This window comes from Rhizobium sp. R711 (assembly GCF_002211365.1).
GTDB lineage: Bacteria > Pseudomonadota > Alphaproteobacteria > Rhizobiales > Rhizobiaceae > Rhizobium.
Map to the genome: position 1 here is coordinate 190,392 of NZ_LOKZ01000036.1, position 23,595 is coordinate 213,986.

Below are 23,595 nucleotides of genomic sequence, written 5' to 3' on the forward strand. Positions count from 1 at the left end.
GAACCGTAAAACCGAATTCCGTTCTGGAGATTTGCCGATGGAGCAAAATGGCTTTTTTCTGCCCCATGATGGCGTGAAACTCTCGGAGTTGGCGCAGTATCTTGGGGCAGAGCTTGCTGACCCCAAAGATGCAGATGTTGTGATCCGCTCCGTTTCGCCCGTAAATCGGGCGAAAGCGGGCGATCTCTGTTACATCATGTCGAAAAAGAGCAAGGACGAGCTCGCGACCTGTGCGGCATCTGCTGTGCTTTGCACTGCCGGACTGCGATCGCTGGTGCCCGAGCATCTGCCTGTGCTGATTTCGAAGAATGCTCATGCGGCCTTTGCAATGGCGGGCGGTTATCTCCATCCGAAGGCACTTCGGCCGGAGGCGCTGCTGTCCGAAGGGGCTGGCGTCTCGGATCGCGCGGTCGTCGATAAGACGGCGCGTCTGGAAGCCAGGGTTTCGGTCGAGCCATTCGCGATCATCGGCGCGCATGCGGAGATCGGCGAGGGCACGCACATCGGAGCCGGCGCCATCGTCGGTCCAAATGTGAAGATCGGCCGCAATTGTACGATCGCGGCTGGCGCGAGCGTGCTGTGCGCACTCGTCGGCAACGGCGTTATCATCCATAACGGCGCGCGCATCGGCCAGGATGGTTTTGGCTATGCTCCGGGTCCGCGCGGAATGATCAAGATCGTTCAGATCGGTCGGGTTATCATCCAGGATCACGTCGAGATCGGCGCCAATACGACGATTGACCGTGGTGCGATGGACGATACGGTCATCGGCGAAGGCACGAAGATCGATAACCAGGTCCAGATCGGCCATAATTGCCGCATTGGGCGCCATTGCGCCATCGTTTCGCAGGTCGGCATTGCCGGCAGCACCGTGCTTGGCGATGGCGTGCAGATCGGCGGGCAGGCTGGACTGAACGGACATATCAAGATCGGTGACGGAGTGCAGATCGCCGCGAAGAGCGGCGTGATCGGAGACATACCCGCCGGCGAACGCTACGGTGGTGTGCCCGCGCGCCCCATCAACGATTTTCTGCGAGAGACCGCAGCGATTTTGGCGCGATCAACGGGCGGCAAGAAAACGGGAGAAAAGAATGACTGAGGAAGCCAAGACTTCGCTCTCTTCGGCAGATATCATTGAGATTATGAAGCTGCTGCCACATCGTTATCCGTTCCTGCTTGTGGACCGGATCATCGATATCGACGGCGACGAATCCGCGATCGGTATCAAGAACGTGACGGCAAACGAACCGCATTTCACCGGTCATTTTCCGGAGTCGCCGATCATGCCGGGTGTGTTGCTCATCGAGGGCATGGCGCAGACGGCCGGCGCGATCTGCGCCAAAAAGCAAGGCGAGACTGGGAATCTGGTCTACTTCATGACGATCGACAACGCGCGCTTCCGCAAGCCAGTCGTTCCCGGCGACCGTGTCGAATATCACGTGAAGAAACAGAAGCAGCGCGGTAATATCTGGAAGTTCCATTGCGATGCCAAGGTTGATGGAGCGCTTGTCGCCGAAGCTGACATCGGCGCGATGATCGTTCGCAAGGATCAGGCATGAGCACCATTGCAGCCAGCGCCAGCATTCACGCGATGGCGGTTGTCGAAGACGGCGCCGTGATCGGCGAGAACGTCAAGATCGGCCCTTTCTGCCACGTTGGGCCGAAGGTCGTGCTGGGTGATAACGTGGAACTGCTTGCGCATTCGGTTGTCTCCGGCAGGACGACGCTAGGTAAGGGATGCCGCGTTTTCCCGATGGCCGTGATCGGCGGCGATCCGCAGAGTGTTCATCATGGCGGCGAAGAGACGACCTTGAGGGTCGGCGATAACTGCACGTTCCGCGAAGGCGTGACGGTCAATACGGGTACCGCCGACTTTGGTGGCCAGACGATTGTCGGCAATAACAACCTCTTCCTGGCGAATTCGCATATCGCCCATGATTGCCGGGTCGGAAACAACGTCATCATGTCCAACAATGTGATGCTCGCCGGCCACGTGACGATCGAGGATCGCGTCATTCTCGGTGGCGGCTGTGCCGTGCATCAGTTCACGCGTGTCGGCCGGCAGGCCTTTGTCGGCGGCCTTTCTGCCGTCAGCTACGACGTCATTCCCTATGGCATGCTGAATGGCAATCCCGGTCTTCTGAGTGGCCTGAACGTCGTTGGCATGACCCGCGCTGGCGTTGATCGGGCGACGATCCATACCGTGCGGCGCGCCTACAAGGCGATCTTCGAGGGCGACGGTTCGATCCGTGACAACGCCGCCGCGATCCGGGACGAATATGCCGATTGCGAGCAGGTCATTCAGATTCTCGACTTCATCGCCGCTGAAAGCGATCGTGCTCTTTCCTCTCCGACCAGGGGACAGAAAGGGTGATGCTTGGCTCTCGCGGGTGACATGGCAAAAGGCCGCTTGGCAATTATCGCGGGCAGCGGTCTTCTACCGTCTCATGTCGCCACCGCGGCGCGAGACGCAGGCGAGAACCCCTTCATTATCGCTCTGAAAGACGAGGCCGACCGGTCCTGGGACGGCTTCGACCACGCGGTCATCGGCGTCGGCGATTTCGCTGCTCTCCATCGGATCTTTGAAAACAACGGCATAGACCGCGTCGTAATGTCAGGCGGCGTACGCCGGCGTCCGGAGTGGCGCGAAGTCAGGCCGACGTTGAAAACGCTCGTGAAACTGCCGTCGACAATTCGCACGCTGCTTGCTGGCGGCGACGATACGGTGTTGCGGATGGTCATTACCTTGATCGAGGAGAATGGACGTCGGGTCGTTGGTGCGCACGAGATCGCACCCGATCTGCTTGCGTCCGTCGGTCCGCTGAGTGCCATTCGCCCAAGCGCGGATGATATAAAGGACATCGCGCGAGCCGCAGAAGCGGCGGATGCGCTCGGTAGGCTGGACGTCGGTCAGGGGGCTGTTGCGGTTGGTGGCCGCATTGTCGCGCTCGAAGGAGTGGAGGGCACGGACAGCATGTTGGATCGCGTCGCTAATCTGCGCTCGGCTGGGCGAATTTCCGCGCGCCGCCGTGGCGTGCTCGTGAAACTCTGCAAGCCGCAGCAGGATATCCGCGCGGACCTGCCATCGATCGGTATTTCGACGATCGAGAACCTACAGAAGGCGGGGCTGGCCGGCGTGGCTGTTGAAGCGGGCCGCTCACTCGTCCTGGAGCGAAACGCTGTCATAAAGGCTGCGGATGAAGCCGGTATCTTCGTGTGTGGATTGGACAGGGGATTGCCATCCTGGGGGCTGGCGTGAGCGAGGCGGCACTGAAAGTTGCTATCGTCGTTGGAGAGGTTTCGGGCGACCTTCTGGGCGCGGACCTGATTGCAGCCCTGAAGCGGCAATTTCCGGGCGACGTGGACCTGAGAGGGGTCGGCGGCGAGGGACTGGAGGCGCAGGGTCTGTGCTCGCTTTTCGATTTCTCCGAGCTGCAGGTCATGGGCATCACGCAGGTGCTTTCGAAGCTGCCTCGGCTGGTTCGGCGGATTGGCGAGACGGCGTCGGCAATCATCGCCGCCAAGCCCGATGTGCTTATTATCGTTGATAGTCCGGACTTCACCCATAGGGTCGCCAAGCGTGTGCGCACGGCGCTGCCCGACCTGCCTGTTGTCAATTATGTTTGCCCGAGCGTTTGGGCGTGGAAGGAATACCGCGCACAGCGCATGCTCGCCTATGTCGACCATGTGCTGGCTGTCTTGCCATTCGAGCCGGAAGTCATGCACAGGCTGGGCGGCCCGCCGACAACCTACGTTGGCCACCGCCTGACTGCTGATCAGAACCTGCTATACGCCCGCGGCCAGCGCGCCCAGACGAAACCGCGAGGCCCGGCTGACCGGAAGACAGTGATGTTGCTGCCCGGTTCGCGCTCGTCCGAGATCACCAAGCTGCTGCCGCACTTTGGCGATGCCGTGCACGAGCTGGTGGCACGTAACGGCGAGATGCGCTTCATTTTGCCGACGATGCCGCGCCGCGAATCCATGATCCGGGATCTCGTGAAGGATTGGACCACCAAGCCGGAGATCGTGACGGGAGCGGAGGCGAAGTGGCGGGCTTTCACGGAAGCGGATGCGGCCATGGCGGCGTCGGGGACCGTTGTGCTCGAGCTGGCGCTGACCGGGGTTCCCTGCATCTCTGCGTACAAGACCGACTGGATCATCAAGCTTATGACCAGCAAGATCAAAACGTGGAGCGCGGCTCTTCCGAACCTGATCGCGGATTACGCTGTTGTGCCCGAATATATCAACGACGTTGTCCGAGGCGGCAGCTTTGCGCGCTGGATGGAGAAGCTCTCGGTAGACACCTTGCCTCGGCAGGCAATGATGGAGGGGTATGACGTCCTCTGGCAGAGGATGCAGACGGAAAAGCCGCCGGGAGAACACGCGGCCGAGATTGTTCTCGACATCCTTCAAAAGAAAAAGCCCGGTCATTTCTGACCGGGCTTTTGCTTTTTGCTGTCGCTGATTAGCGCTTGGAAACCGGCACGTAGTCGCGCTGCGGCTCGCCGATATAGAGCTGGCGCGGGCGGCCGATACGCTGTTCCGGATCTTCGATCATTTCGTTCCACTGGGCAATCCAGCCGACCGTACGGGCGAGAGCAAACAGCACGGTGAACATGGTCGTGGGGAAGCCCAGGGCCTTCAGCGTGATGCCGGAATAGAAGTCGATGTTCGGATAGAGCTTCTTCTCGATGAAGTATTCATCGGTCAGTGCGATGCGTTCGAGTTCCATCGCGACCTCGAGCAGAGGATCGTCCTTGACACCGAGCTCGCCGAGAACCTCATGCGTCGTCTTCTGCATGATCTTGGCGCGCGGATCGTAGTGCTTGTAGACACGATGACCGAAGCCCATCAGACGGAACGGATCGCTCTTGTCCTTGGCGCGCGCGATGTATTCCGGAATGCGGTCGACAGTGCCGATCTCGGTCAACATGTTGAGCGCTGCTTCATTGGCGCCGCCGTGAGCTGGGCCCCAGAGGCATGCAATGCCGGCAGCGATGCAGGCAAACGGGTTTGCACCCGAAGAGCCTGCGAGGCGGACGGTCGAGGTCGACGCGTTCTGCTCGTGGTCGGCGTGCAGGATGAAGATGCGGTCCATCGCGCGCGACAGCACCGGATTGACCACATACTCCTCGCAGGGAACTGCAAAGCACATGCGCAGGAAGTTCGAGGCGTAGTCGAGGTCGTTCTTCGGGTAAACGAAGGGCTGGCCAATGTGGTACTTGTAGGCCATGGCGGCCAGCGTCGGCATCTTGGCGATCATACGCAGGCTTGCGACCATACGCTGATGCGGATCCGTGATGTCGGTGGAGTCATGGTAGAAGGCCGACAGCGCGCCGACACAGCCGCACATGACAGCCATCGGATGCGCATCGCGGCGGAAGCCCGTGAAGAACCGGCTCATCTGCTCATGCACCATCGTATGATGCGTGACGCGATAGTCGAAATCCTTCTTCTGGGCTGCGGTCGGCAGTTCGCCGTAGAGAAGCAGATAGCAGACTTCGAGGAAGTCGCCGTGCTCGGCGAGTTGCTCGATCGGATAGCCGCGATGCAGAAGCACACCGGCGTCGCCGTCGATGTAGGTGATTTTCGATTCACAGGATGCGGTCGAGGTGAAACCAGGATCGTACGTGAAGGAAGCCGTGTTCTTGTACAGGGCGCCGATATCGATGACGTCAGGACCGATCGTGCCGCTCTTGACAGCGAGATCGACTGATTTGTCACCGATTTTCAGTGTTGCGCTTTGTTCCGTCATTCTGATCCTCCAAACTGGCGGTTGGCGCCATAAAAGCGCCATAGGTTAAGCGTCGTCGACGATAGCTATATGATCGCGCGCCTAATGCCAAGTTACCGCGGCGCCATTTTGTGCATCGCAGTATCAACTTTTGGGCACTGCTGCGATGAGCGCCGCGCATAGCAGAAGCTGATGATTATCCTTGGCTTTTCTCACTTCCGATTTTCCTTCAGATTTCAATCGATTATCCTTGCTTAGAAGCCATCGAGCTTGCATTCTGGTTGTAGGGGCGGCTGTTTTTGGGCGCAATGCATGCCGGGGTTGAAGCCATTCAAGGTGAGGGAGGTCGCACCCGGCGCGGATGCGTTTGAGCGCGCGGAAGAACCTTCTTTTCTTGTTCCGCAAGCTACTCCGGAATGCCGCTCATTTTCCGCACTCAATCGTTCTTGCCGTGGCCAACTCGGATTATGACTGCGACGGACTGTTGCTCCGCGTGGCTTCGACACGCCGCAGCAACGGAAATGGAACATGGGCGGTTCTTCCTGTTTTCGCCGGTCTTCCTGGGGGCAGGCGCGGTGCTCTGGTTCGAACTTGAAAGCGACCTGCCGGAGCGACGGATGGTGGCCTGGTTTGCGGCATTCGCCCTTGTCGTGCTGGCGGCAGGGCGAGGACGCCGACTTGTCCGAAATGCCCCATTGGGGGGCTTGCTCTGCGTCGCGGGATGTTCGCGGGCCAGTTCGAAACTTGGAGCGACCGTTATACTGGACACAGCCGTGACGACCACAACTACGGGGCGCGTCGAGCGCCGCGAGGGGGACGGCCGTGGCCGGTGGCGCTACATCCTCTCCGTCTCATCGACGCAGTCACCGAGATAAGGCGGCCACCTGAGCGGGTTTCCGTCGTCGCGCGGGCAGGCGGAACCAATCGGCATCGGTGCGTGGTTGACGGGTCGCGCGCGGCTGACGCCGCCTGCCGGACCCGCGCCCCCCGAGATCAACGATTTTGCTTTCAGCGCCTATTTCGACGGGATCGGCGCGAACGGATTTGCTCCTGTCTCCGTCCGAGGCGCTGGGACCGAGCTTCCAGATGTCATTTGCAGCGACGCTCGCCCTTGTCGCCGGTTACGCGATTTGGTCGAAGAGAAGCGCGCGCGAACACCCTCTGCTGCAGGTCGCCGCAGTGAAGCCCATCGTTTTTGTCGCTCGCTTCTTTGGGGGCATCTTGCTGACCTCGATGATCGGCGGCTTCTCGACGGCGCTCTTTGCCGTCGAGCACTTCCACCGGCTCAGCGCTTACGGACTACCCGCAAATCTCATGGCCATGCCGGTGATCTCTTTTGTGGTAATGCCAATGGGGATGTTCGCGATGTTGCTGACGCCGTTTGGCCTCGATGTTATTCCCTGGAAAATCGCGGGCTTCGGGCTCGACATCGTGATCGCCATTGCCAAGACGGTCTCGGGCTGGGGTGGCAACGTCGATATGGGACGATTGCCGGGTTGGTACTTTCCTGTGGCGGTCGCGGGCTTCCTCTCGCTTGCCCCTCTGCGAACCAAGCTCCGCTATCTCGGCGCTGCCGTGATCGCGTTGGCGCCATTGTGGCATTGGCGCCGTCCAGACCGCCCCCGCGAAATTGTCATCGCCGAGGACGGCAGCATTTGTCGCGATTGTCAAAGGGCAGGTCCTTGCAATCCAATCGACCCCATCCGCCTGACTTCGTCTTCGATCAATGGCGAAGGGCGCTCGCGGCGGAGTTAAGCCAGCCACCGCAACTATTGGAAGGCGTCGGCCCTGTTCGTCAGCGGAGAAGTAAAGGGGAAGCTCCACGGCTCTCAGCAACGGAATTGCGTAACGCTCGCAACGCGCTACGTCAGGCTGCGACGGGCGCTGGGAACCGCTTCGTCTGCCTGAAAGGCGCCTGGTGCACTGCCCCGCATGCGGCTACATCGTGACAATCGTCGAAAATCTCGCTTATTTCGGCACTGCCTGTGATACAGCTGATATCGTCGTAACGCCCGCTCGCCTGCGGGCGACGGCATGCCGGTCGGGCGCGCTTCTGTTCACCGGCGAAACCCTGCGTCATTCGGGCGCTGCTGAGATAAGGATAGATGACCAGGGTGTACCCGTGGTAACGACGGCCTACACCACACTTGACCGCCCTTGGATGCGGCATCGGGCATACAACTGGCGGAGCGGCACCTTCGACGGTGAGCCGCCTGTCTTCAATGATAACGGCGAATGAGGCCGACGAGCTTGCCCTGAACCTTGACACGGTCAGGCCCGAAAATACGCGTTTCATAAGCCGGGTTCGCGGCCTCAAGCGCAATGGAAGCGCCTTTGCGGCGGAAGCGCTTAAGGGTTGCTTCCTCGTCATCGACAAGTGCGACAACGATGTCGCCGGCATTTGCAGTGCTGGCGTTGCGGATGATCACCGTGTCGCCATCAAAGATGCCGGCTTCGATCATCGAGTCGCCCTTGACCTCAAGCGCATAGTGTTCGCCCGGGCCAAGCATGTCGGCTGGAACAGTGATGTCGTGGGTAATGTTCTGGATTGCCGAAATCGGCACGCCCGCGGCGATCCGTCCCATGACTGGCACGGAGGCGGAATTGCCGTTGTCGGCTTGTGCAGCCGGCTTCGGCGGCGCGACCGGCTGTGGCTTTCCGAGGCTGCCTTCGATGACGCTCGGCGAAAAGCCGCGGCGGGGCTGCAAGCTCGGATTGTAGGCTTCAGGAAGCTTGATGACCTCCAGGGCGCGGGCTCGATTCGGCAGTCGACGAATGAAACCACGTTCTTCCAGAGCAGTAATTAGCCGGTGGATGCCGGACTTCGACGCGAGGTCCAAGGCGTCTTTCATTTCGTCAAAAGACGGGGGGACACCGGACTCCTTCATTCGTTCGTGAATGAAGAGAAGAAGCTCCTGTTGCTTGCGCGTCAGCATCGAAGTTGAACCCCAGAGTCGTGAAACAAAGCCAGAACAGACACTATATGTTCCATATGTGTTCCGCAAGTACCTAAATTTTCGTAAAACTTGCCTGCAACTTGTTCAGTTTTTGCGTTGCTTTTGAGCGAAAGCGCAGAAGGGGGTTGCATTGTTCCCTTGCCCGGCGCACATCTTCGCAAATTCCCGGGAGTTTGCCATGAGCGAAGCACATCCGCTGGACCACATCGTGCTGCCGGTCTCCAATATTGTACTTGCCCGCGAGCGTCTCGGAAAACTCGGATTCACCGTCGCGCCCGATGCCCGGCATCCTTTTGGAACCGAGAACGCCTGCATATTCTTCGCCGACGAAACTTACCTGGAGCCGCTCGCGGTCGCCAGCGCAGAACCGTATGAGGCGTCAGCGAAGAAAGGCAATGTCTTTACCGCGCGTGACCGCGCTTTTCGGTTTCGATGCGGGGATGATGGGTTCTCCGCGGCGGTCTTCGCGACCGCCGATGCCGACCGCGACCATGCCAGATTCCTTGCCGAAAAGATCAACGGTGGCGAGATGCTGCAGTTCGAGCGACCGATGAGACTGCCCGACGGTTCTCAGGCAACCGCCGCGTTCAAGCTCGCGTTCGCGGTCGATCTGCGAGCTCCGGACTTTTTCTTTTTCACATGCCAACGCGTCAATCCGCTGCCGTCTGATCGAAGGACGCTGCAAACCCATGTGAACGGCGTCAAAGGAATCGCGGAGATCATTCTTGGCGCGCGGGACCCAAAGGCTTTTGCACCATTTGTGCGCGCCGCGGCGCACAGCCTCACGGTGACCAACGAGGCCTTTGGCGCGAGTGTTACAACTCCGAACGCCAAAGTGAGCGTTCTCTCTCCAGATGGATTGGATGCCTACTTCGACATTCCCGCACCCTCAAACGATCGCGGCCTGCGTGGCGTCGCCATTGTTTTCACGGTCAGTGATCTCGCCGTGACAGAAGCGCATTTGGCTGCTAACGGGATGACCTACACGCGCAAGAACAATCGAATTCTGGTGAAGGCGGCGCCCGGGCAGGGTGCGCTCTTCGCCTTCGAGGAGAAACGATGAGCCAGACAAATTCCGAAGTCGTGGTTGGCCAAGGCGCCGACCGTGTCACCTTTTCGAATATCGGCAGGCTGTCGCTGATTGCCGGCCCGTGTCAAATGGAGAGCCGTGACCATGCATTCATGGTCGCGGGCGTGCTTAAGGAACTCTGCGACAAGCTTGGTCTTGGTCTCGTTTATAAGTCGTCCTTCGACAAAGCCAACCGGACGTCGCTCTCGGCCCAGCGAGGCATCGGCCTTGAAAAGGCTCTGGAGGTCTTTTCCGATCTTAAGAAGGAATACGGTTTTCCTGTTCTGACTGACATCCATACGGAAGAGCAGTGCGCCGAGGTGGCAACCGTCGTCGACATCCTGCAGATTCCTGCCTTCCTCAGCCGCCAGACGGACCTGCTCGTGGCTGCCGCCAAAACCGGCCGAGCCATCAACGTCAAGAAGGGGCAGTTCCTGGCGCCTTGGGACATGAAGAATGTCCTCAACAAGCTGAACTCGACAGGCAACCCGAATATTCTCCTGTGCGAGCGCGGGGCCTCCTTCGGCTACAACACGCTCGTATCGGACATGCGTTCGCTGCCAATCATGGCGGCGATGGGCGCTCCGGTTGTTTTCGATGCGACGCATTCAGTCCAGCAACCGGGCGGGCAAGGCGGTTCCAGCGGTGGTCAGCGCGAGTTTGTCGAAACTCTCGCGCGCGCTGCCGTTGCAGTCGGCGTCGCAGGTGTATTCGTCGAGACACACGAAGATCCGGACAACGCGCCGTCTGATGGCCCGAACATGGTATACCTCAAGGATATGCCGCGGCTGCTGGAAAAACTCCTCGCCTTCGACGCGATTGCCAAACTGGCTTGAAGGGCGAGCGGAGGATGCTCGCCATCAGCTGGCGAGCGCGATCCTTTGGTTTGAAGAGTATCCCGATGCCGCGGCCCTCGTTGCATTCTCGAGGACGAAGCGGGAGAGCAGGTGATTGAGGTGTGCTGTCTCGTCGCCAAGCTCGCGGCAGGCCGCACTCGTTTCCTCGGCCATCGCTGCGTTCTGTTGCGTGACGCTGTCCATGGTGTTGACCGCGGCGTTGACTTCGACGAGGGCGGTCGTCTGTTCGGAAGAGGAACGCACGATCGCCTCTATCAGCGCCGTCACCTTCAGGACCTGCTGATCGATATGGTTTAGGGCTTCGCCGGTGCGGTTGACCAAGGCAACGCCGGTCGAAACCTGACCGGAAGAGGTCTCGATCAACTGTTTGATTTCCTTCGCCAGATTGGCAGAGCGGCCCGCCAGATCGCGCACCTCCTGTGCCACGACGGCAAAGCCCTTGCCGGCCTCACCTGCACGGGCGGCTTCCACCCCGGCATTGAGCGCAAGCAGGTTGGTCTGGAAGGCGATTTCATCGATGACATTGATGATCGCGCCAATCTGCGCGGACGACGTTTCGATCTTCTCCATCGCAGCCACCGCCTCGTGTACGACGGTTGCCGAATAGCTGGCGCTTTCCTTGGTCGCCGTCATCATCGCATTCGCTTCATTCGCGCGTTCCGACGAGTTCTTGACGGTCACGGTGATTTGGTCGAGCGCGGAAGCGGCCTGTTCGAGCGAGGCTGCTTGATGTTCCGTTCGCCGCGCCAGATCTTCAGTGCTTGATGAAATTTCGCCGGAGCCGATCTTTACCGCATTCGTCGCGATTGCAATGTCCTTCATCGCGCCGGAAAGCGTGCGGACGCTCGAGTTGAACTGTTCGCGAAGCTTCTCGTAGGCTGACTCGAAGGGCTCGCTGAGCTGTACGGTGAGATCGCCACCGGAGAGGCGTTCCAAGCCACGGCCGAGGTCCACGATCACGCGCTCGCGCGCGGCCTCCTCGTCTGCCTTGACGGCGGCATGCGCCGCATCGCGCAGCGTTTGAGCTTGGCGCTCGGCGTCCTGGCGCTGGCGGATGTTGTTTCGCTCTTGAGCAGATTCGCGGAAGACGGTGACGGCGCGTGCCATCTCGCCGATCTCGTCGGCGCGGCCGCTGAAGGGTACATCCTTCGAATAGTCACCGCCGGCAAGGACCGTCATGTAATCACGCATCGCCGACAGCGGCACGATGGCGCGCCGGCGGAAGACATAAAGGCCGCCAAGAAGCAGGCAAAGCGAGACGGCAGCAGATGCAAACGTGATCGTCGAGAGGAGGTGTGTCTGCTCGGCAGCGTCCTTTTCGGCCTGGGCCGAGAAGGCGTTCGCCATATCGACCAGTTCGTTGACTGCCTTTTCGTGGACATGGAAATTAGTCGCGAGTTTCTCGAAAGCAGTCCGGATAACGGCGGTGTCGTTGTTGAGAATGGCAGGGGCAAGTTCGTCCTGCATCACCTTCCAGAACAAATCGCCTTTGACGAGGACATCGTTCAGCAGTTTTTCCTTGAGGTCGGCGCTGAGCGCCGTCGCCTGCCAATATTTACGGCGGTCCTCATAAGCGGGAATCAGGACACTTTGGATGCGGTCGATGTTCTTCCGAGCAACCTCCGGGCGCTGTACCGCTTCGAGCGCGAGCATGTAGGACTCAACGACGTAGAGGGGCGGCGGCAAAATATCGGCTACGAGATCCTTCCCATAGACGATCTGCTTGTACATCTCGCCGTTCACGCGCAACTTGTTGAAGGCATAATTCTGTATGCCGATTGAAGCGACAAGCCCCGCGGTGACGACTGCCGCGAAGATGGCAAGGCTACGTGCAATGTTGAGTTTCATCCTATGCCCCGTGAATTTTAATGGCGAAAAATGTCGTTGCTAAAACCTATTCTTGGAATTTCCGAGCGAACCGTAACGGCGACGGTCTGGTTACATTGGTAGGCGGGGTTGGACCGCATGAGGAGGCGCATCATGCAATACTGTCCGTCGAAGAGCGGGCAGTATTTCCTCATCAAGCGTTAACTATAGGTTTGATTGGTTACTGACCGATAAATTTCAACCAACTTGAGAGTAATAATCTCTGTTTTCAAAACTTGAGGTTTTGAAATACTGGAAACATTTCGTTCCTCACGGATTGGCGGAACGGCGCGCCGCTTCAAAAGCTTGACATATTCGCGCTATAGGGCCGTGACATGCCGTGTGTCGTCAGTGCGGCATTGTAATTTGCGTACCTTCGATTAAACAGGCTTCGAACGTTATCACCCACCGAGCAGGAAGAACCGATGACTGCAATTACCGACATTATCGCCCGCGAGATTCTCGACAGCCGTGGCAATCCGACCGTCGAAGTCGATGTCTATCTCGAAGACGGCAGCATGGGCCGTGCGGCGGTGCCGTCGGGCGCTTCGACCGGTGCTCACGAGGCCGTCGAAGTGCGCGATGGCGGCAAGCGCTATCTCGGCAAGGGCGTTGAGAAGGCCGTCGAGGCCGCCAACACCGAAATCTTCGACGCGATCGGCGGTATCGATGCCGAAAATCAGATCCAGATCGACAACATCATGATCGAATTGGATGGCACGCCGAATAAGTCGCGTCTCGGTGCCAACGCCATCCTCGGCGTTTCGCTCGCCGTGGCCAAGGCCGCTGCGCAGGCCGCCGGTCTGCCGCTCTACCGTTACGTTGGTGGCGCCAGCGCTCACCTGCTGCCGGTTCCGATGATGAACATCATCAACGGCGGCGCGCATGCCGACAATCCGATCGACTTCCAGGAATTCATGATCATGCCTGTTGGCGCCGATTCCATTCGCGAAGCTGTTCGCATGGGCTCGGAAGTATTCCACGTCCTCAAGAAGGAATTGTCGGCCCAGGGTCACAACACCAACGTCGGTGACGAAGGCGGCTTCGCGCCGGGCCTGAAGAGTGCGCCTGAGGCCCTCGACTTCATTATGAAGTCGATCGAGAAAGCCGGCTACAAGCCGGGCGACGACATCAGCCTTGGTCTTGACTGCGCTTCGACAGAATTCTTCAAGGATGGCAAGTATGTCCTCGAGGGCGAGGGCCGGACGCTGGAGCCGGGCGCCATGGCCGAATACCTTGCTCAGCTTGCAGCCAAGTATCCGATCATCTCGATCGAAGATGGCATGGCTGAGGATGACTGGGACGGCTGGAAGGCTCTGACCGATCTCGCTGGCAAGAAGGTTCAGCTGGTCGGCGACGACCTCTTCGTCACCAACTCGGCTCGCCTGCGCGACGGTATTCGCATGGGTGTCGCAAATTCGATCCTCATCAAGGTCAACCAGATCGGCTCGCTGACGGAAACGCTCGATGCCGTCAACACCGCGCACAAGGCTGCCTACACAGCCGTCATGTCGCACCGTTCCGGCGAAACCGAAGATTCGACGATTGCCGATCTGGCGGTCGCCACCAACTGTGGTCAGATCAAGACGGGCTCGCTGTCGCGCTCCGATCGTCTGGCCAAGTACAACCAGCTGATCCGCATCGAAGAGGGCCTCGGCCCGCAGGCTCGCTACGCTGGCCGCTCGATCATCCGCGGCTAATCGCGTCTGATTTCAGCAAGTTAGACCCGCGCCTTCGAAAGGCGCGGGTTTTTTCTTGCCTGATTTTTCATAGTCAACGGACAGTTAATCTCTGCCCGGTAGTCTCGCACGTATCGAGGTAATGCGTTCGAGCGTGTGTTTATGTGGACAAAGCATCACAAGAAGAAAAAGATCGGTCGTTTCGTGGTTCCGGCCATGACGGTCGCCTTTCTTTCCTACTTCGGCTATCATTGCATCCATGGGGACTACGGTCTGCGGGCAACCGAAGGGTTTGAGCGCCAACGGATCGCGCGCGAAAGGGAGCTGGCGGTTCTGAAAAGCAAGCGCGAGCATCTTGAAAAGCAGGTCGCGCTGCTGAGCGACGGTTCTATGGACAAGGATATGCTGGACGAAAAAGCGCGTCTTCAGCTTAATGTTTCTCGTGCCGACGAGATCGTCATATTCAACCATTATTCCAATTAACCCAAATCCAGTTAATCGAATTAAATCGTTATTTATCAGTGGCTTGCTGGTGAATACGAGCCATGCATTTATGGCATTGCTGTGGCGAAATTTCTTCCCTATGGTACGCGCCACCAGAGAACCGACAAACCCATAGGGAGGGTTGAATGGCGCCGCGAAAAAACGCGACCGTTTCCAGCCGTAAAACTAGCGCAAAGCCGGCAAACAAGGCATCCAATGGTGGTCCTGTTGCCGATTTCACGCGTGACGAAGAGCTCAGCGCCTATCGCGAGATGCTGCTGATCCGCCGCTTCGAGGAGAAGGCCGGCCAGCTTTACGGCATGGGCTTCATTGGCGGTTTCTGTCACCTCTACATCGGTCAGGAAGCTGTCGTTGTCGGTATGCAGATGGCCCAGAAGGAAGGCGATCAGGTTATCACTGCCTATCGCGACCACGGCCATATGCTGGCGACCGGCATGAGCGCGCGTGGCGTCATGGCCGAACTGACCGGCCGCCGCAGCGGTTATTCGCGCGGCAAAGGCGGCTCGATGCACATGTTCTCCAAGGAGAAGCATTTCTACGGCGGCCACGGCATCGTCGGCGCTCAGGTTTCGCTCGGAACGGGCCTTGCCTTCGCGAACAAGTATCGTGGTAATGACAGCGTCTCCGTCGCCTACTTCGGTGATGGCGCTGCGAACCAGGGCCAGGTCTACGAGAGCTTCAACATGGCCGCTCTCTGGAAGCTTCCGATCATCTACATCGTCGAAAACAACCGTTACGCCATGGGTACTTCGACCGCCCGCGCAACCGCGCAGTCGAACTATTCGCTCCGCGGTTCCGGCTTCGGCATCCCCGGCATTCAGGTCGACGGCATGGATGTCCGCGCCGTCAAGGCTGCTGCCGACGAAGCGCTTGAGCATTGCCGCTCCGGCAAGGGTCCGATCATCCTCGAGATGCTGACCTACCGTTACCGCGGTCACTCTATGTCCGACCCTGCGAAGTACCGCACGAAGGAAGAAGTGCAGAAGATGCGCTCGGAGCAGGATCCGATCGAGCAGGTGCGCGCGCGCCTGCTCGAAAAAGGCTGGGCCTCTGAAGACGATCTCAAGGCGATCGACAAGGACGTCCGCGATATCGTTGCAGACAGCGCCGACTTTGCCCAGGCCGATCCGGAGCCGGATGCGTCCGAGCTCTACACTGACATTCTGCTCTAATCGGGGAGGGACGACCCATGCCAATCGATATTCTCATGCCCGCCCTCTCTCCGACGATGGAAGAAGGCACGCTTTCCAAGTGGCTCAAGCAGGAAGGCGACACCGTCAAGTCTGGTGACGTGATTGCCGAAATCGAAACCGACAAGGCAACGATGGAAGTCGAAGCTGTCGATGAAGGCGTCATCGGCAAGCTGCTGGTCCCGGCCGGCACCGAAAACGTAAAGGTCAATGCCAAGATCGCGGTCCTGCTGCAGGACGGCGAATCGGCGTCCGATATCTCGACCGCACCTGCCGCGCAGCCCGCGCCTGCCGCCGCTCCGCAGGCTGAAGAGAAGCCTGCCGCTGCTCCGGTTCCTGCTGAGCCAAAGGCAGCTGTGCCGAACGATCCGGAAATTCCGGCCGGCACCGAAATGGTTTCCATGACCGTTCGCGAAGCACTTCGCGACGCCATGGCCGAAGAAATGCGCGCCGACGACGGCGTCTTCGTCATGGGCGAAGAAGTTGCCGAGTACCAGGGCGCCTACAAGGTGACCCAGGGGCTTCTGCAGGAATTCGGCGCCCGCCGCGTCATCGACACGCCGATCACCGAACACGGCTTTGCCGGCGTCGGCGTCGGCGCTGCCATGTCTGGTCTGAAGCCGATCGTCGAATTCATGACTTTCAACTTCGCGATGCAGGCGATCGACCAGATCATCAACTCCGCCGCCAAGACGCTTTACATGTCTGGCGGTCAGATGGGCGCTCCGATCGTGTTCCGCGGCCCGAACGGTGCTGCTGCCCGCGTCGGCGCTCAACATAGCCAGGATTACTCGGCCTGGTATAGCCAGATCCCGGGCCTCAAGGTCGTCATGCCCTACACGGCATCCGACGCCAAGGGTCTGCTCAAGGCCGCCATCCGCGATCCGAACCCGGTCGTCTTCCTTGAAAACGAAATCCTCTACGGTCAGCACTTCGATGTGCCGAAGCTCGATAACTTCGTTCTCCCGATCGGCAAGGCTCGCATCCACCGTCCGGGCAAGGACGTGACGATCGTCTCCTTCGGTATCGGCATGACCTATGCCACCAAGGCTGTCGCGGAACTCGAAAAGATCGGCATCGACGCCGAACTGATCGACCTGCGTACGCTGCGTCCGATGGATCTTCCGACCGTGATCGAATCGGTCAAGAAGACGGGTCGCCTGGTCACCGTCGAAGAAGGTTATCCGCAGAACTCCGTCGGTACCGAAATCGCCACCCGCGTCATGCAACAGGCCTTCGATTATCTCGATGCGCCGGTTCTCACGATCGCCGGCAAGGACGTTCCGATGCCTTACGCCGCAAACCTCGAAAAGCTCGCGCTTCCGAGCGTTGCCGAAGTCGTCGATGCCGTGAAGGCTGTTTGCTACAAGTAACAAGGGGAGGGTATTTCGATGCCTATCAACATCACGATGCCTGCCCTCTCTCCGACGATGGAAGAAGGCAATTTGGCCAAGTGGCTCGTCAAGGAAGGCGACACCGTCAAGTCGGGCGACATCATTGCGGAAATCGAGACCGATAAGGCAACGATGGAAGTCGAAGCCGTCGATGAGGGTACGGTCGCCAAGATCGTCGTTCCTGCTGGCACTGAAGGCGTAAAAGTCAATGCCTTGATCGCCGTGCTTGCCGCCGATGGTGAGGATGTAGCTGCCGCTGCCAGCGGTGCAGGCTCCGGCGCACCGGCGCCGAAGGCTGCGGAAGCCCCGAAAGGGGAAGCTGCGCCCGCACCGACCGCACAGGCCCCGGCTGCTGCCGCACCGGCTCCCGCCGCGGCGCCTGCCGCTGCTTCGGCTGGTGGCAATCGCACGTTCTCCTCGCCGCTCGCACGCCGTCTGGCGAAGGAAGCCGGTATCGATCTGTCCGCCATTGCTGGCTCCGGCCCGCATGGCCGCGTCGTCAAGAGTGACGTCGAAGCCGCCGTCGCAGTCGGTGGCGCCAAGGCGGCTCCCGTTGCCGCAGTCGCGCCACAGGCCGCAGCGCAAGCTCCGGTCGCGCCGAAGCCTGCTTCGGACGATGCCGTTCTAAAGCTCTTCGAGCCGGGCTCCTACGAGCTCGTGCCGCATGACGGCATGCGCAAGGTCATCGCCAAGCGCCTCGTCGAGTCCAAGCAGACCGTGCCGCACTTCTACGTCAGCGTGGATTGCGAGCTCGATGCGCTGCTGGCGCTGCGCACCCAGCTCAATGACGCGGCACCCCGCAAGGACGGCGCGCCGGCCTACAAACTCTCCGTCAATGACATGGTCATCAAGGCCATGGCGCTGGCGCTGCGGGATGTTCCGGATGCAAACGTGTCGTGGACCGAAAGCAACATGGTCAAGCACAAGCACGCCGACGTCGGCGTTGCCGTCTCGATCCCTGGCGGTCTGATCACCCCGATCATCCGCAAGGCGGAGGAGAAGACCCTGTCGGTCATCTCCAACGAGATGCGCGATCTCGGTAAGCGGGCCAAGGATCGCAAGCTGAAGCCCGAGGAATACCAGGGCGGCACCTCGTCGGTCTCCAACATGGGCATGATGGGTGTGAAGAACTTCGCAGCCGTCATCAACCCGCCGCATGCAACGATCCTCGCGGTCGGCGCAGGCGAGCAGCGCCCGGTTGTCAAGAACGGCCAGCTGGCCGTCGCGACCGTGATGACCGTCACGCTTTCGACCGACCATCGCTGCGTCGACGGCGCGCTTGGCGCCGAGCTGCTGCAGGCGTTCAAGGGCTACATCGAAAATCCGATGGGTATGCTCGTCTGAGACCGGAGCGGAGGCGGAAATGACGAAGACCGTTCTTTGCTATGGTGACTCGCTGACCTGGGGCTATGACGCCGACACGATCGGGCGTCATGCCTACAAGGATCGTTGGCCAAGCACGCTTCAGGCGGCGCTCGGCAACGAGGTGCGGATCATCGCTGAAGGATTGAACGGGCGGACCACCGCCTTCGACGACCATCTCGCCGACTGCGACCGGAACGGTGCACGCATCCTGCCAACGATCCTGCAGAGCCATGCGCCGCTTGATCTCGTCATTCTGTTGCTTGGCACCAACGACATGAAGCCTGTCGTGGCAGGGTCGGCCTTTGCCGCCTGCCAGGGCATCGCCCGGCTGGTGCGGTTGATCCGCAACCATGCCTGGCCTTTCGAATTCGACGGGCCGGACATTTTGATCGTCGCGCCGCCGAAGATTCGCGAGACGGCGAACGTGCCGTTTGCGGCATCTTTCGTCGGCGGCATCGAGGAGTCTGCGAAGCTTCCGACCCTCTATCGCGATCTCGCGGACGAACTTGGCTGCGGCTTCTTTGACGGCAATTCGGTAGCGAAGACAACACCGGTTGATGGCATTCACCTCGATGCGGAGAATACCCGCGCTCTCGGGCGCGGCATGGAATCGACTGTGCGGATGATGCTGGGGCTTTGAGCATGGGATCCTTCGTTTCGCTTCGTTCCCCGACGCGGGAGGATGCGACGGAGCTGGCTTTACTCACGGATATCGCGTCGCATGGTTTCGCTTCCTGGCTGTGGCTCTCGGAGCTCGGAAACGGCGGCGGCGATACGCCGATGGAGCGAGGACGGCAGAAGCTGCGCGGTGACCAGGGGCAGGGCAACTGGAACGATGCGGTTATTGCCGAAGCCTACGGCGAGATCGCGGGCGCTGCGATTGGCTACGGTCTTGGTGAAGGCATACGGAATATCGAGGCGGATCGCCCGGCGCTGAAACCGGTCATCGATCTGCAGAAAATGGTGGTGGGAAGCTGGTTTATCGGAACGCTCGGTGTCTACAGCCATCTGCGTGGCATCGGGATCGGTCAGCGGCTTCTTAAGGATCAGATTGAGCGGGCGGGGAACGCGGCGGTCAGTCTGATTACAGCAGGTTACAACGAAGCGGCGCTGTCGCTTTACAAGAAGAATGGATTTTCGGAGTCGGCGCGCGCGGATGCCGTGGCCTTCTTCGAAAACGGCAGGAAACACGAGTGGGTGCTTCTTACCCGCGACGCCCGATAGCAAAGGCAGGAAAACATGGCTGAGAACTACGACGTCATCATCATTGGCTCCGGCCCCGGAGGCTATGTCGCCGCCGTGCGCGCCAGCCAGCTGGGCCTCAAGACCGCGATCGTCGAGCGCGAGCATCTGGGTGGCATCTGCCTGAACTGGGGCTGCATCCCCACCAAGGCTCTGCTTCGCTCTGCCGAAATTCTCGACCACGCCAATCACGCCAAGGACTACGGCCTCGTGCTCGAGGGCAAGATGAGCGCAGACGTGAAGGCCGTCGTTGCCCGTTCGCGCGGTGTTTCCGCCCGCCTCAACGGCGGTGTTGGCTTCCTGATGAAAAAGAACAAGGTCGACGTGATCTGGGGTGAAGCCAAGATTACCAAGCCGGGCGAAATCGTCGTCGGCAAGTCGTCAAAGCCAGTGGTCGAGCCGCAGCATCCTGTGCCGAAGGGCGTCAAAGGCGAGGGCACCTACACCGCCAAGCATATCATCGTTGCAACGGGTGCGCGCCCGCGCGCCCTGCCGGGCATCGAGCCGGATGGCAAGCTGATCTGGACCTATTTCGAAGCGCTGAAGCCGGATGTGCTGCCGAAATCCCTGATCGTCATGGGCTCGGGCGCGATCGGCATCGAGTTCGCAAGCTTCTACCGTTCCATGGGCGTCGACGTCACTGTCGTCGAAGTTATGCCCACCATCATGCCGGTCGAGGATGCCGAAGTCACTGCGATCGCGCGCAAGCAGCTGGAAAAGCGTGGCTTGAAGATCTTCACCAGCGCCAAGGTCGCCAAGGTCGAAAAGTCCGCCAACAGCATCACCGCGCATGTCGAGACGTCCGATGGCAAGGTCCAGCAGATCACGGCCGACCGGATGATCTCGGCTGTCGGCGTCCAGGGCAACATCGAAAACCTCGGCCTCGAGGCTGTCGGCGTCAAGACGGATCGCGGCTGCGTCGTCATCGACGGCTACGGCAAGACCAATGTCGCTGGCATCTATGCCATTGGCGACGTCGCCGGCCCGCCGATGCTCGCGCACAAGGCCGAACACGAGGGCGTCGTCTGCGTCGAGAAGATCGCCGGCCTGCCGAACGTCCATCCGACCGACAAGGGCAAGGTCCCGGGCTGCACCTACTGCAACCCACAGGTCGCTTCCGTCGGTCTAACCGAGGCGAAGGCCAAGGAACTGGGCCGCGACATCCGCGTCGGCCGCTTCTCCTTTGCAGCCAACGGCAAGGCGATCGCGCTCGGCGAAGATCAGGGTCTCTGCAAGGTGATCTTCGACAAGAAGACCGGCGAATTGCTCGGCGCCCACATGGTCGGTGCCGAAGTCACCGAACTCATCCAGGGCTTCGTTGTCGCCATGAACCTCGAGACCACGGAAGAGGAGCTGATGCACGCCATCTTCCCGCATCCGACGGTTTCCGAAACCATGAAGGAAGCAGTGCTCGATGCCTACGGTCGGGTGCTGAACGCTTGATAGTTTCCTTTCCCGCTCTCTATTTCGGGGCTGGAAAGAATGGAGGAAAATCATCATGTCTATGGGTACGCAGGCACTGCTTATCTTTCTCCTGATCGGCCTGGTGGCGGGGTTCCTCGCAAGCCTGGTTGTCGGGGGAGGTGGCTTGATACGGTGCCTGCTGAGCGGCATCATCGGCGCGTTCGTCGGAGGCTTTCTCTTCAACGCGCTCGGAATATCGCTTGGTATCGACAATGCGCTTGTGGTGCAGATCATTCACGCAACGGTCGGAGCCATCATCGTGGTTCTGATCGCAAGGGCGATAGCATAGCGTGTCCTGAAGAACGCAAAGCGGTTTTCGGATAGGACGCAGGCTGAACATGAGACTTTAAGGTGCGAGGGCAGGATGGAAGGTATAGGCTGGATCGCGGCGATCATCATCGGCGGTTTTGCGGGTTGGCTCGCAGGCAAGCTGATGGAGACCCGTTACGGTATATTGCTGAACATCGTGCTCGGCATCGTCGGCTCCGTCGTTTCAACCGCGATTCTCGCGCAATTTCATATAGAGGTGGCCGGCGGCAGGCTCGGCTACTTCATTACGGGTTTTCTTGGTGCCTGCTTGCTGATATTCGTCGCGCGGCTCGTCCGCCGATAGATAGGCTTTTGCCGCATGGAGCGGCGGAGATTTGAACTGCCATGGTAACCATTCTCGATACGATCAATCCTGACACCAAGCGTGTGCGGCATCCGGAAAAGGCGCATCGCCCGGATACGGAAGTCATGCGCAAGCCGGATTGGATCCGCGTCAAGGCGCCGACCTCCAAAGGATACGCGGAGACGCGCTCGATCGTGAAGGAGCACAAGCTCGTCACCGTCTGCGAGGAGGCCGGCTGCCCCAATATCGGCGAGTGCTGGGACAAGAAGCACGCGACCTTCATGATAATGGGCGAGATCTGTACCCGCGCCTGCGCCTTCTGCAATGTTGCGACCGGCAAGCCGAACGCGCTCGACATGGCAGAGCCCGAGAACGTCGCCAAGGCCGTCAAGCAGATGGGCCTCAGCCACGTGGTTATTACGTCAGTCGACCGTGACGATCTGGAAGACGGTGGTGCCGAACATTTCGAGAAGGTGATCTGGGCGATCCGCGCAGCATCGCCGACGACCACCATCGAGATCCTGACGCCTGACTTCCTGAAGAAGCCGGGTGCCCTGGAGCGCGTCGTTGCCGCCAAGCCCGACGTCTTCAATCACAACATGGAGACGGTCGCCGGCAACTACCTGACGGTTCGCCCCGGCGCTCGCTATTTCCACTCCATCCGCCTGCTGCAGCGCGTGAAGGAACTGGACCCTACCATGTTCACCAAATCGGGCATCATGGTCGGCCTCGGCGAAGAGCGAAACGAAGTGTTGCAGCTGATGGACGACCTTAGGACCGCCGACGTCGACTTCCTGACGATCGGCCAATACCTGCAGCCGACCCGCAAGCACCACAAGGTGATGAGCTTCGTCACTCCCGATGAGTTCAAGTCGTACGAAACGGTTGCCTACACCAAGGGCTTCCTGATGGTGGCTTCGAGCCCGCTGACCCGCTCGTCGCATCATGCAGGTGACGATTTCGCGCGCCTCAAGGCCGCACGCGAGAAAAAGCTGCTGATCGCAGCGGAATAATCAACGAGCGTTTGCAATTTTCGAAAGCCGCGCCGAATTTTCCGCGGCTTTTTGTTTGCGGAGGCGACGAGGATGCCCGCCTATATCGACGATACACGGGAAGCCGCCGGACTGCTGCGGCAATCCGAGCGCATTATGGTCATCGGCTGCTCGGGCGGCGGCAAGAGCACCTTGTCGCGAAAGTTCAGCAGCCGGCTCGATCTTCCCTATTTCTCCATGGACAAAGAGTTCTTCTGGCTGCCGGGCTGGGTCAAGCGCTCGAAAGATGAAGAACGCCGCCTGATCACCGAGGTTGTCGCCGGCGAACGTTGGCTCATGGACGGAACCGGCCCGTCGACCTTCGATATTCGTGTGCCACGCGCGCAACTGGTCATCTGGGTACGCATGCCGCGCTGGCTTTGCCTGTGGGGCATCTGCAAACGCGCTTTGTTCCATTTCGGCAGGACGCGGCCGGACATGGCACCCGGATGCCTGGAGCGCCTGCCGGACCGGGAGTTCCTCAGCTACATATGGACGTTCGAGAAGCGATTCACGCCTCTGGTAATTGCCGGACTCGACAGGCACGGACCTGATGTCCCGGTTTTTCAGCTGAAAAGCCGGCGAGAGGTGGACCACCTTCTTGATCTTCTCGGCGCTCCCACTTAACTG

At 59.9% G+C, this 23,595-nt stretch carries 24 protein-coding genes; 21 read left to right on the forward strand and 3 right to left on the reverse strand.

Features of this window, described 5'->3' with window-relative positions; genetic code table 11:
• Window positions 1–37 precede the first annotated feature (37 nt).
• From lpxD to lpxB, 5 genes are read left to right on the forward strand one after another with little or no spacing between them, the layout of a single operon-like run.
• Window positions 38–1,099: a UDP-3-O-(3-hydroxymyristoyl)glucosamine N-acyltransferase gene (gene lpxD, locus ATY80_RS24575; RefSeq protein ID WP_088694900.1), complete on the forward strand. Its 1,062-nt coding sequence runs from the start codon at window positions 38–40 to the stop codon at window positions 1,097–1,099.
• Window positions 1,092–1,559: a 3-hydroxyacyl-ACP dehydratase FabZ gene (fabZ, locus tag ATY80_RS24580; protein WP_088694901.1), complete on the forward strand. Its 468-nt coding sequence runs from the start codon at window positions 1,092–1,094 to the stop codon at window positions 1,557–1,559. The genes lpxD and fabZ overlap by 8 nt, the downstream gene beginning before the upstream one ends.
• Window positions 1,556–2,374 (forward strand): acyl-ACP--UDP-N-acetylglucosamine O-acyltransferase, encoded by an 819-nt coding sequence (gene lpxA / locus ATY80_RS24585; RefSeq protein WP_088694902.1) that lies wholly within the window; start codon window positions 1,556–1,558, stop codon window positions 2,372–2,374. Before fabZ ends, lpxA begins: the two co-directional genes overlap by 4 nt.
• Window positions 2,375–2,377: 3 nt before the next feature.
• On the forward strand, window positions 2,378–3,259 hold the full coding sequence (locus tag ATY80_RS24590) for an LpxI family protein (protein WP_189637258.1): 882 nt from the start codon (window positions 2,378–2,380) through the stop codon (window positions 3,257–3,259).
• Window positions 3,256–4,437, forward strand: coding sequence for a lipid-A-disaccharide synthase (gene lpxB, locus ATY80_RS24595; protein WP_088694969.1), 1,182 nt, complete (start codon window positions 3,256–3,258; stop codon window positions 4,435–4,437). Before ATY80_RS24590 ends, lpxB begins: the two co-directional genes overlap by 4 nt.
• A gap of 28 nt (window positions 4,438–4,465) precedes the next feature.
• On the opposite strand, the gene gltA is transcribed toward lpxB, so the two are convergent.
• Window positions 4,466–5,755, reverse strand: coding sequence for a citrate synthase (gene gltA, locus ATY80_RS24600; protein ID WP_088694904.1), 1,290 nt, complete (start codon window positions 5,753–5,755; stop codon window positions 4,466–4,468).
• A 1,065-nt stretch (window positions 5,756–6,820) separates the two neighbouring features.
• Here gltA and ATY80_RS29815 point away from each other — a divergent pair.
• Window positions 6,821–7,489 carry a ComEC/Rec2 family competence protein gene (locus ATY80_RS29815; protein WP_245306925.1) on the forward strand — a complete coding sequence of 223 codons (669 nt, stop codon included), beginning with the start codon at window positions 6,821–6,823 and terminating at the stop codon, window positions 7,487–7,489.
• A 190-nt stretch (window positions 7,490–7,679) separates the two neighbouring features.
• Complete coding sequence (locus ATY80_RS29820) at window positions 7,680–7,973, forward strand: hypothetical protein (protein WP_245306926.1); 294 nt, start codon at window positions 7,680–7,682, stop codon at window positions 7,971–7,973.
• Here ATY80_RS29820 and lexA read toward each other — a convergent pair.
• The gene (lexA, locus tag ATY80_RS24610; protein ID WP_088694905.1) at window positions 7,954–8,670 is read right to left on the reverse strand and encodes a transcriptional repressor LexA; all 717 of its coding nucleotides are present in this window, start codon (window positions 8,668–8,670) and stop codon (window positions 7,954–7,956) included. The genes ATY80_RS29820 and lexA overlap by 20 nt on opposite strands.
• Before the next feature lie 199 nt (window positions 8,671–8,869).
• Here lexA and ATY80_RS24615 point away from each other — a divergent pair, with 199 nt between their 5' ends.
• Together ATY80_RS24615 and kdsA are read left to right on the forward strand one after the other, a co-directional pair.
• Entirely contained in the window at window positions 8,870–9,754 is an 885-nt protein-coding gene (locus ATY80_RS24615) for a VOC family protein (protein WP_088694906.1), read from the forward strand.
• Window positions 9,751–10,596: a 3-deoxy-8-phosphooctulonate synthase gene (gene kdsA, locus ATY80_RS24620; RefSeq protein WP_088694907.1), complete on the forward strand. Its 846-nt coding sequence runs from the start codon at window positions 9,751–9,753 to the stop codon at window positions 10,594–10,596. The genes ATY80_RS24615 and kdsA overlap by 4 nt, the downstream gene beginning before the upstream one ends.
• 24 nt (window positions 10,597–10,620) lie before the next feature.
• Here kdsA and ATY80_RS24625 read toward each other — a convergent pair whose 3' ends face one another.
• Window positions 10,621–12,465 (reverse strand): methyl-accepting chemotaxis protein, encoded by a 1,845-nt coding sequence (locus ATY80_RS24625; RefSeq protein ID WP_088694908.1) that lies wholly within the window; start codon window positions 12,463–12,465, stop codon window positions 10,621–10,623.
• 443 nt (window positions 12,466–12,908) lie between these two features.
• On the opposite strand from ATY80_RS24625, the gene eno reads away from it, so the two are divergent.
• The 12 genes from eno (at window position 12,909) to ATY80_RS24685 (ending at window position 23,592) form a co-directional block, all read left to right on the forward strand.
• A complete protein-coding gene (gene eno, locus ATY80_RS24630) occupies window positions 12,909–14,183 on the forward strand; it encodes a phosphopyruvate hydratase (protein WP_028748139.1) in 1,275 nt (424 codons plus the stop codon).
• Between the two features lie 141 nt (window positions 14,184–14,324).
• Window positions 14,325–14,645, forward strand: a complete 321-nt coding sequence (locus tag ATY80_RS24635) for a septum formation initiator family protein (protein ID WP_037127727.1) — start codon at window positions 14,325–14,327, stop codon at window positions 14,643–14,645.
• Between the two features lie 146 nt (window positions 14,646–14,791).
• Window positions 14,792–15,838, forward strand: a complete 1,047-nt coding sequence (gene pdhA, locus ATY80_RS24640; RefSeq protein WP_088694909.1) for a pyruvate dehydrogenase (acetyl-transferring) E1 component subunit alpha — start codon at window positions 14,792–14,794, stop codon at window positions 15,836–15,838.
• A gap of 17 nt (window positions 15,839–15,855) precedes the next feature.
• The gene (locus tag ATY80_RS24645) at window positions 15,856–17,229 is read left to right on the forward strand and encodes a pyruvate dehydrogenase complex E1 component subunit beta (protein ID WP_088694910.1); all 1,374 of its coding nucleotides are present in this window, start codon (window positions 15,856–15,858) and stop codon (window positions 17,227–17,229) included.
• An 18-nt stretch (window positions 17,230–17,247) separates the two neighbouring features.
• On the forward strand, window positions 17,248–18,594 hold the full coding sequence (locus ATY80_RS24650; RefSeq protein WP_088694911.1) for a pyruvate dehydrogenase complex dihydrolipoamide acetyltransferase: 1,347 nt from the start codon (window positions 17,248–17,250) through the stop codon (window positions 18,592–18,594).
• 19 nt (window positions 18,595–18,613) lie between these two features.
• Window positions 18,614–19,255, forward strand: a complete 642-nt coding sequence (locus ATY80_RS24655; protein ID WP_088694912.1) for an SGNH/GDSL hydrolase family protein — start codon at window positions 18,614–18,616, stop codon at window positions 19,253–19,255.
• A 2-nt stretch (window positions 19,256–19,257) separates the two neighbouring features.
• Window positions 19,258–19,839, forward strand: coding sequence for a GNAT family N-acetyltransferase (locus tag ATY80_RS24660; RefSeq protein WP_088694913.1), 582 nt, complete (start codon window positions 19,258–19,260; stop codon window positions 19,837–19,839).
• A 15-nt stretch (window positions 19,840–19,854) separates the two neighbouring features.
• Window positions 19,855–21,300 (forward strand): dihydrolipoyl dehydrogenase, encoded by a 1,446-nt coding sequence (gene lpdA, locus ATY80_RS24665; protein WP_088694914.1) that lies wholly within the window; start codon window positions 19,855–19,857, stop codon window positions 21,298–21,300.
• A 55-nt stretch (window positions 21,301–21,355) separates the two neighbouring features.
• Window positions 21,356–21,610, forward strand: coding sequence for a GlsB/YeaQ/YmgE family stress response membrane protein (locus ATY80_RS24670; RefSeq protein ID WP_007790427.1), 255 nt, complete (start codon window positions 21,356–21,358; stop codon window positions 21,608–21,610).
• A gap of 75 nt (window positions 21,611–21,685) precedes the next feature.
• On the forward strand, window positions 21,686–21,934 hold the full coding sequence (locus ATY80_RS24675) for a GlsB/YeaQ/YmgE family stress response membrane protein (RefSeq protein WP_088694915.1): 249 nt from the start codon (window positions 21,686–21,688) through the stop codon (window positions 21,932–21,934).
• A 41-nt stretch (window positions 21,935–21,975) separates the two neighbouring features.
• Window positions 21,976–22,947 carry a lipoyl synthase gene (gene lipA, locus ATY80_RS24680; protein WP_088694916.1) on the forward strand — a complete coding sequence of 324 codons (972 nt, stop codon included), beginning with the start codon at window positions 21,976–21,978 and terminating at the stop codon, window positions 22,945–22,947.
• Between the two features lie 72 nt (window positions 22,948–23,019).
• On the forward strand, window positions 23,020–23,592 hold the full coding sequence (locus ATY80_RS24685) for an AAA family ATPase (protein WP_088694917.1): 573 nt from the start codon (window positions 23,020–23,022) through the stop codon (window positions 23,590–23,592).
• The last annotated feature ends 3 nt before the right edge of the window (window positions 23,593–23,595 follow it).

Coding starts and splice junctions, on each gene's coding strand:
- lpxD (WP_088694900.1), top strand. CDS start 38: ATGGAGCAAAATGGCTTTTTTCTGCCCCATGATGGCGTGAAACTCTCG.
- fabZ (WP_088694901.1), top strand. CDS start 1,092: ATGACTGAGGAAGCCAAGACTTCGCTCTCTTCGGCAGATATCATTGAG.
- lpxA (WP_088694902.1), top strand. CDS start 1,556: ATGAGCACCATTGCAGCCAGCGCCAGCATTCACGCGATGGCGGTTGTC.
- gltA (WP_088694904.1), bottom strand. CDS start 5,755: ATGACGGAACAAAGCGCAACACTGAAAATCGGTGACAAATCAGTCGAT.
- ATY80_RS29815 (WP_245306925.1), top strand. CDS start 6,821: ATGTCATTTGCAGCGACGCTCGCCCTTGTCGCCGGTTACGCGATTTGG.
- lexA (WP_088694905.1), bottom strand. CDS start 8,670: ATGCTGACGCGCAAGCAACAGGAGCTTCTTCTCTTCATTCACGAACGA.
- ATY80_RS24615 (WP_088694906.1), top strand. CDS start 8,870: ATGAGCGAAGCACATCCGCTGGACCACATCGTGCTGCCGGTCTCCAAT.
- kdsA (WP_088694907.1), top strand. CDS start 9,751: ATGAGCCAGACAAATTCCGAAGTCGTGGTTGGCCAAGGCGCCGACCGT.
- ATY80_RS24625 (WP_088694908.1), bottom strand. CDS start 12,465: ATGAAACTCAACATTGCACGTAGCCTTGCCATCTTCGCGGCAGTCGTC.
- eno (WP_028748139.1), top strand. CDS start 12,909: ATGACTGCAATTACCGACATTATCGCCCGCGAGATTCTCGACAGCCGT.
- ATY80_RS24635 (WP_037127727.1), top strand. CDS start 14,325: ATGTGGACAAAGCATCACAAGAAGAAAAAGATCGGTCGTTTCGTGGTT.
- pdhA (WP_088694909.1), top strand. CDS start 14,792: ATGGCGCCGCGAAAAAACGCGACCGTTTCCAGCCGTAAAACTAGCGCA.
- ATY80_RS24645 (WP_088694910.1), top strand. CDS start 15,856: ATGCCAATCGATATTCTCATGCCCGCCCTCTCTCCGACGATGGAAGAA.
- ATY80_RS24650 (WP_088694911.1), top strand. CDS start 17,248: ATGCCTATCAACATCACGATGCCTGCCCTCTCTCCGACGATGGAAGAA.
- ATY80_RS24655 (WP_088694912.1), top strand. CDS start 18,614: ATGACGAAGACCGTTCTTTGCTATGGTGACTCGCTGACCTGGGGCTAT.
- ATY80_RS24660 (WP_088694913.1), top strand. CDS start 19,258: ATGGGATCCTTCGTTTCGCTTCGTTCCCCGACGCGGGAGGATGCGACG.
- lpdA (WP_088694914.1), top strand. CDS start 19,855: ATGGCTGAGAACTACGACGTCATCATCATTGGCTCCGGCCCCGGAGGC.
- ATY80_RS24670 (WP_007790427.1), top strand. CDS start 21,356: ATGTCTATGGGTACGCAGGCACTGCTTATCTTTCTCCTGATCGGCCTG.
- ATY80_RS24675 (WP_088694915.1), top strand. CDS start 21,686: ATGGAAGGTATAGGCTGGATCGCGGCGATCATCATCGGCGGTTTTGCG.
- lipA (WP_088694916.1), top strand. CDS start 21,976: ATGGTAACCATTCTCGATACGATCAATCCTGACACCAAGCGTGTGCGG.
- ATY80_RS24685 (WP_088694917.1), top strand. CDS start 23,020: ATGCCCGCCTATATCGACGATACACGGGAAGCCGCCGGACTGCTGCGG.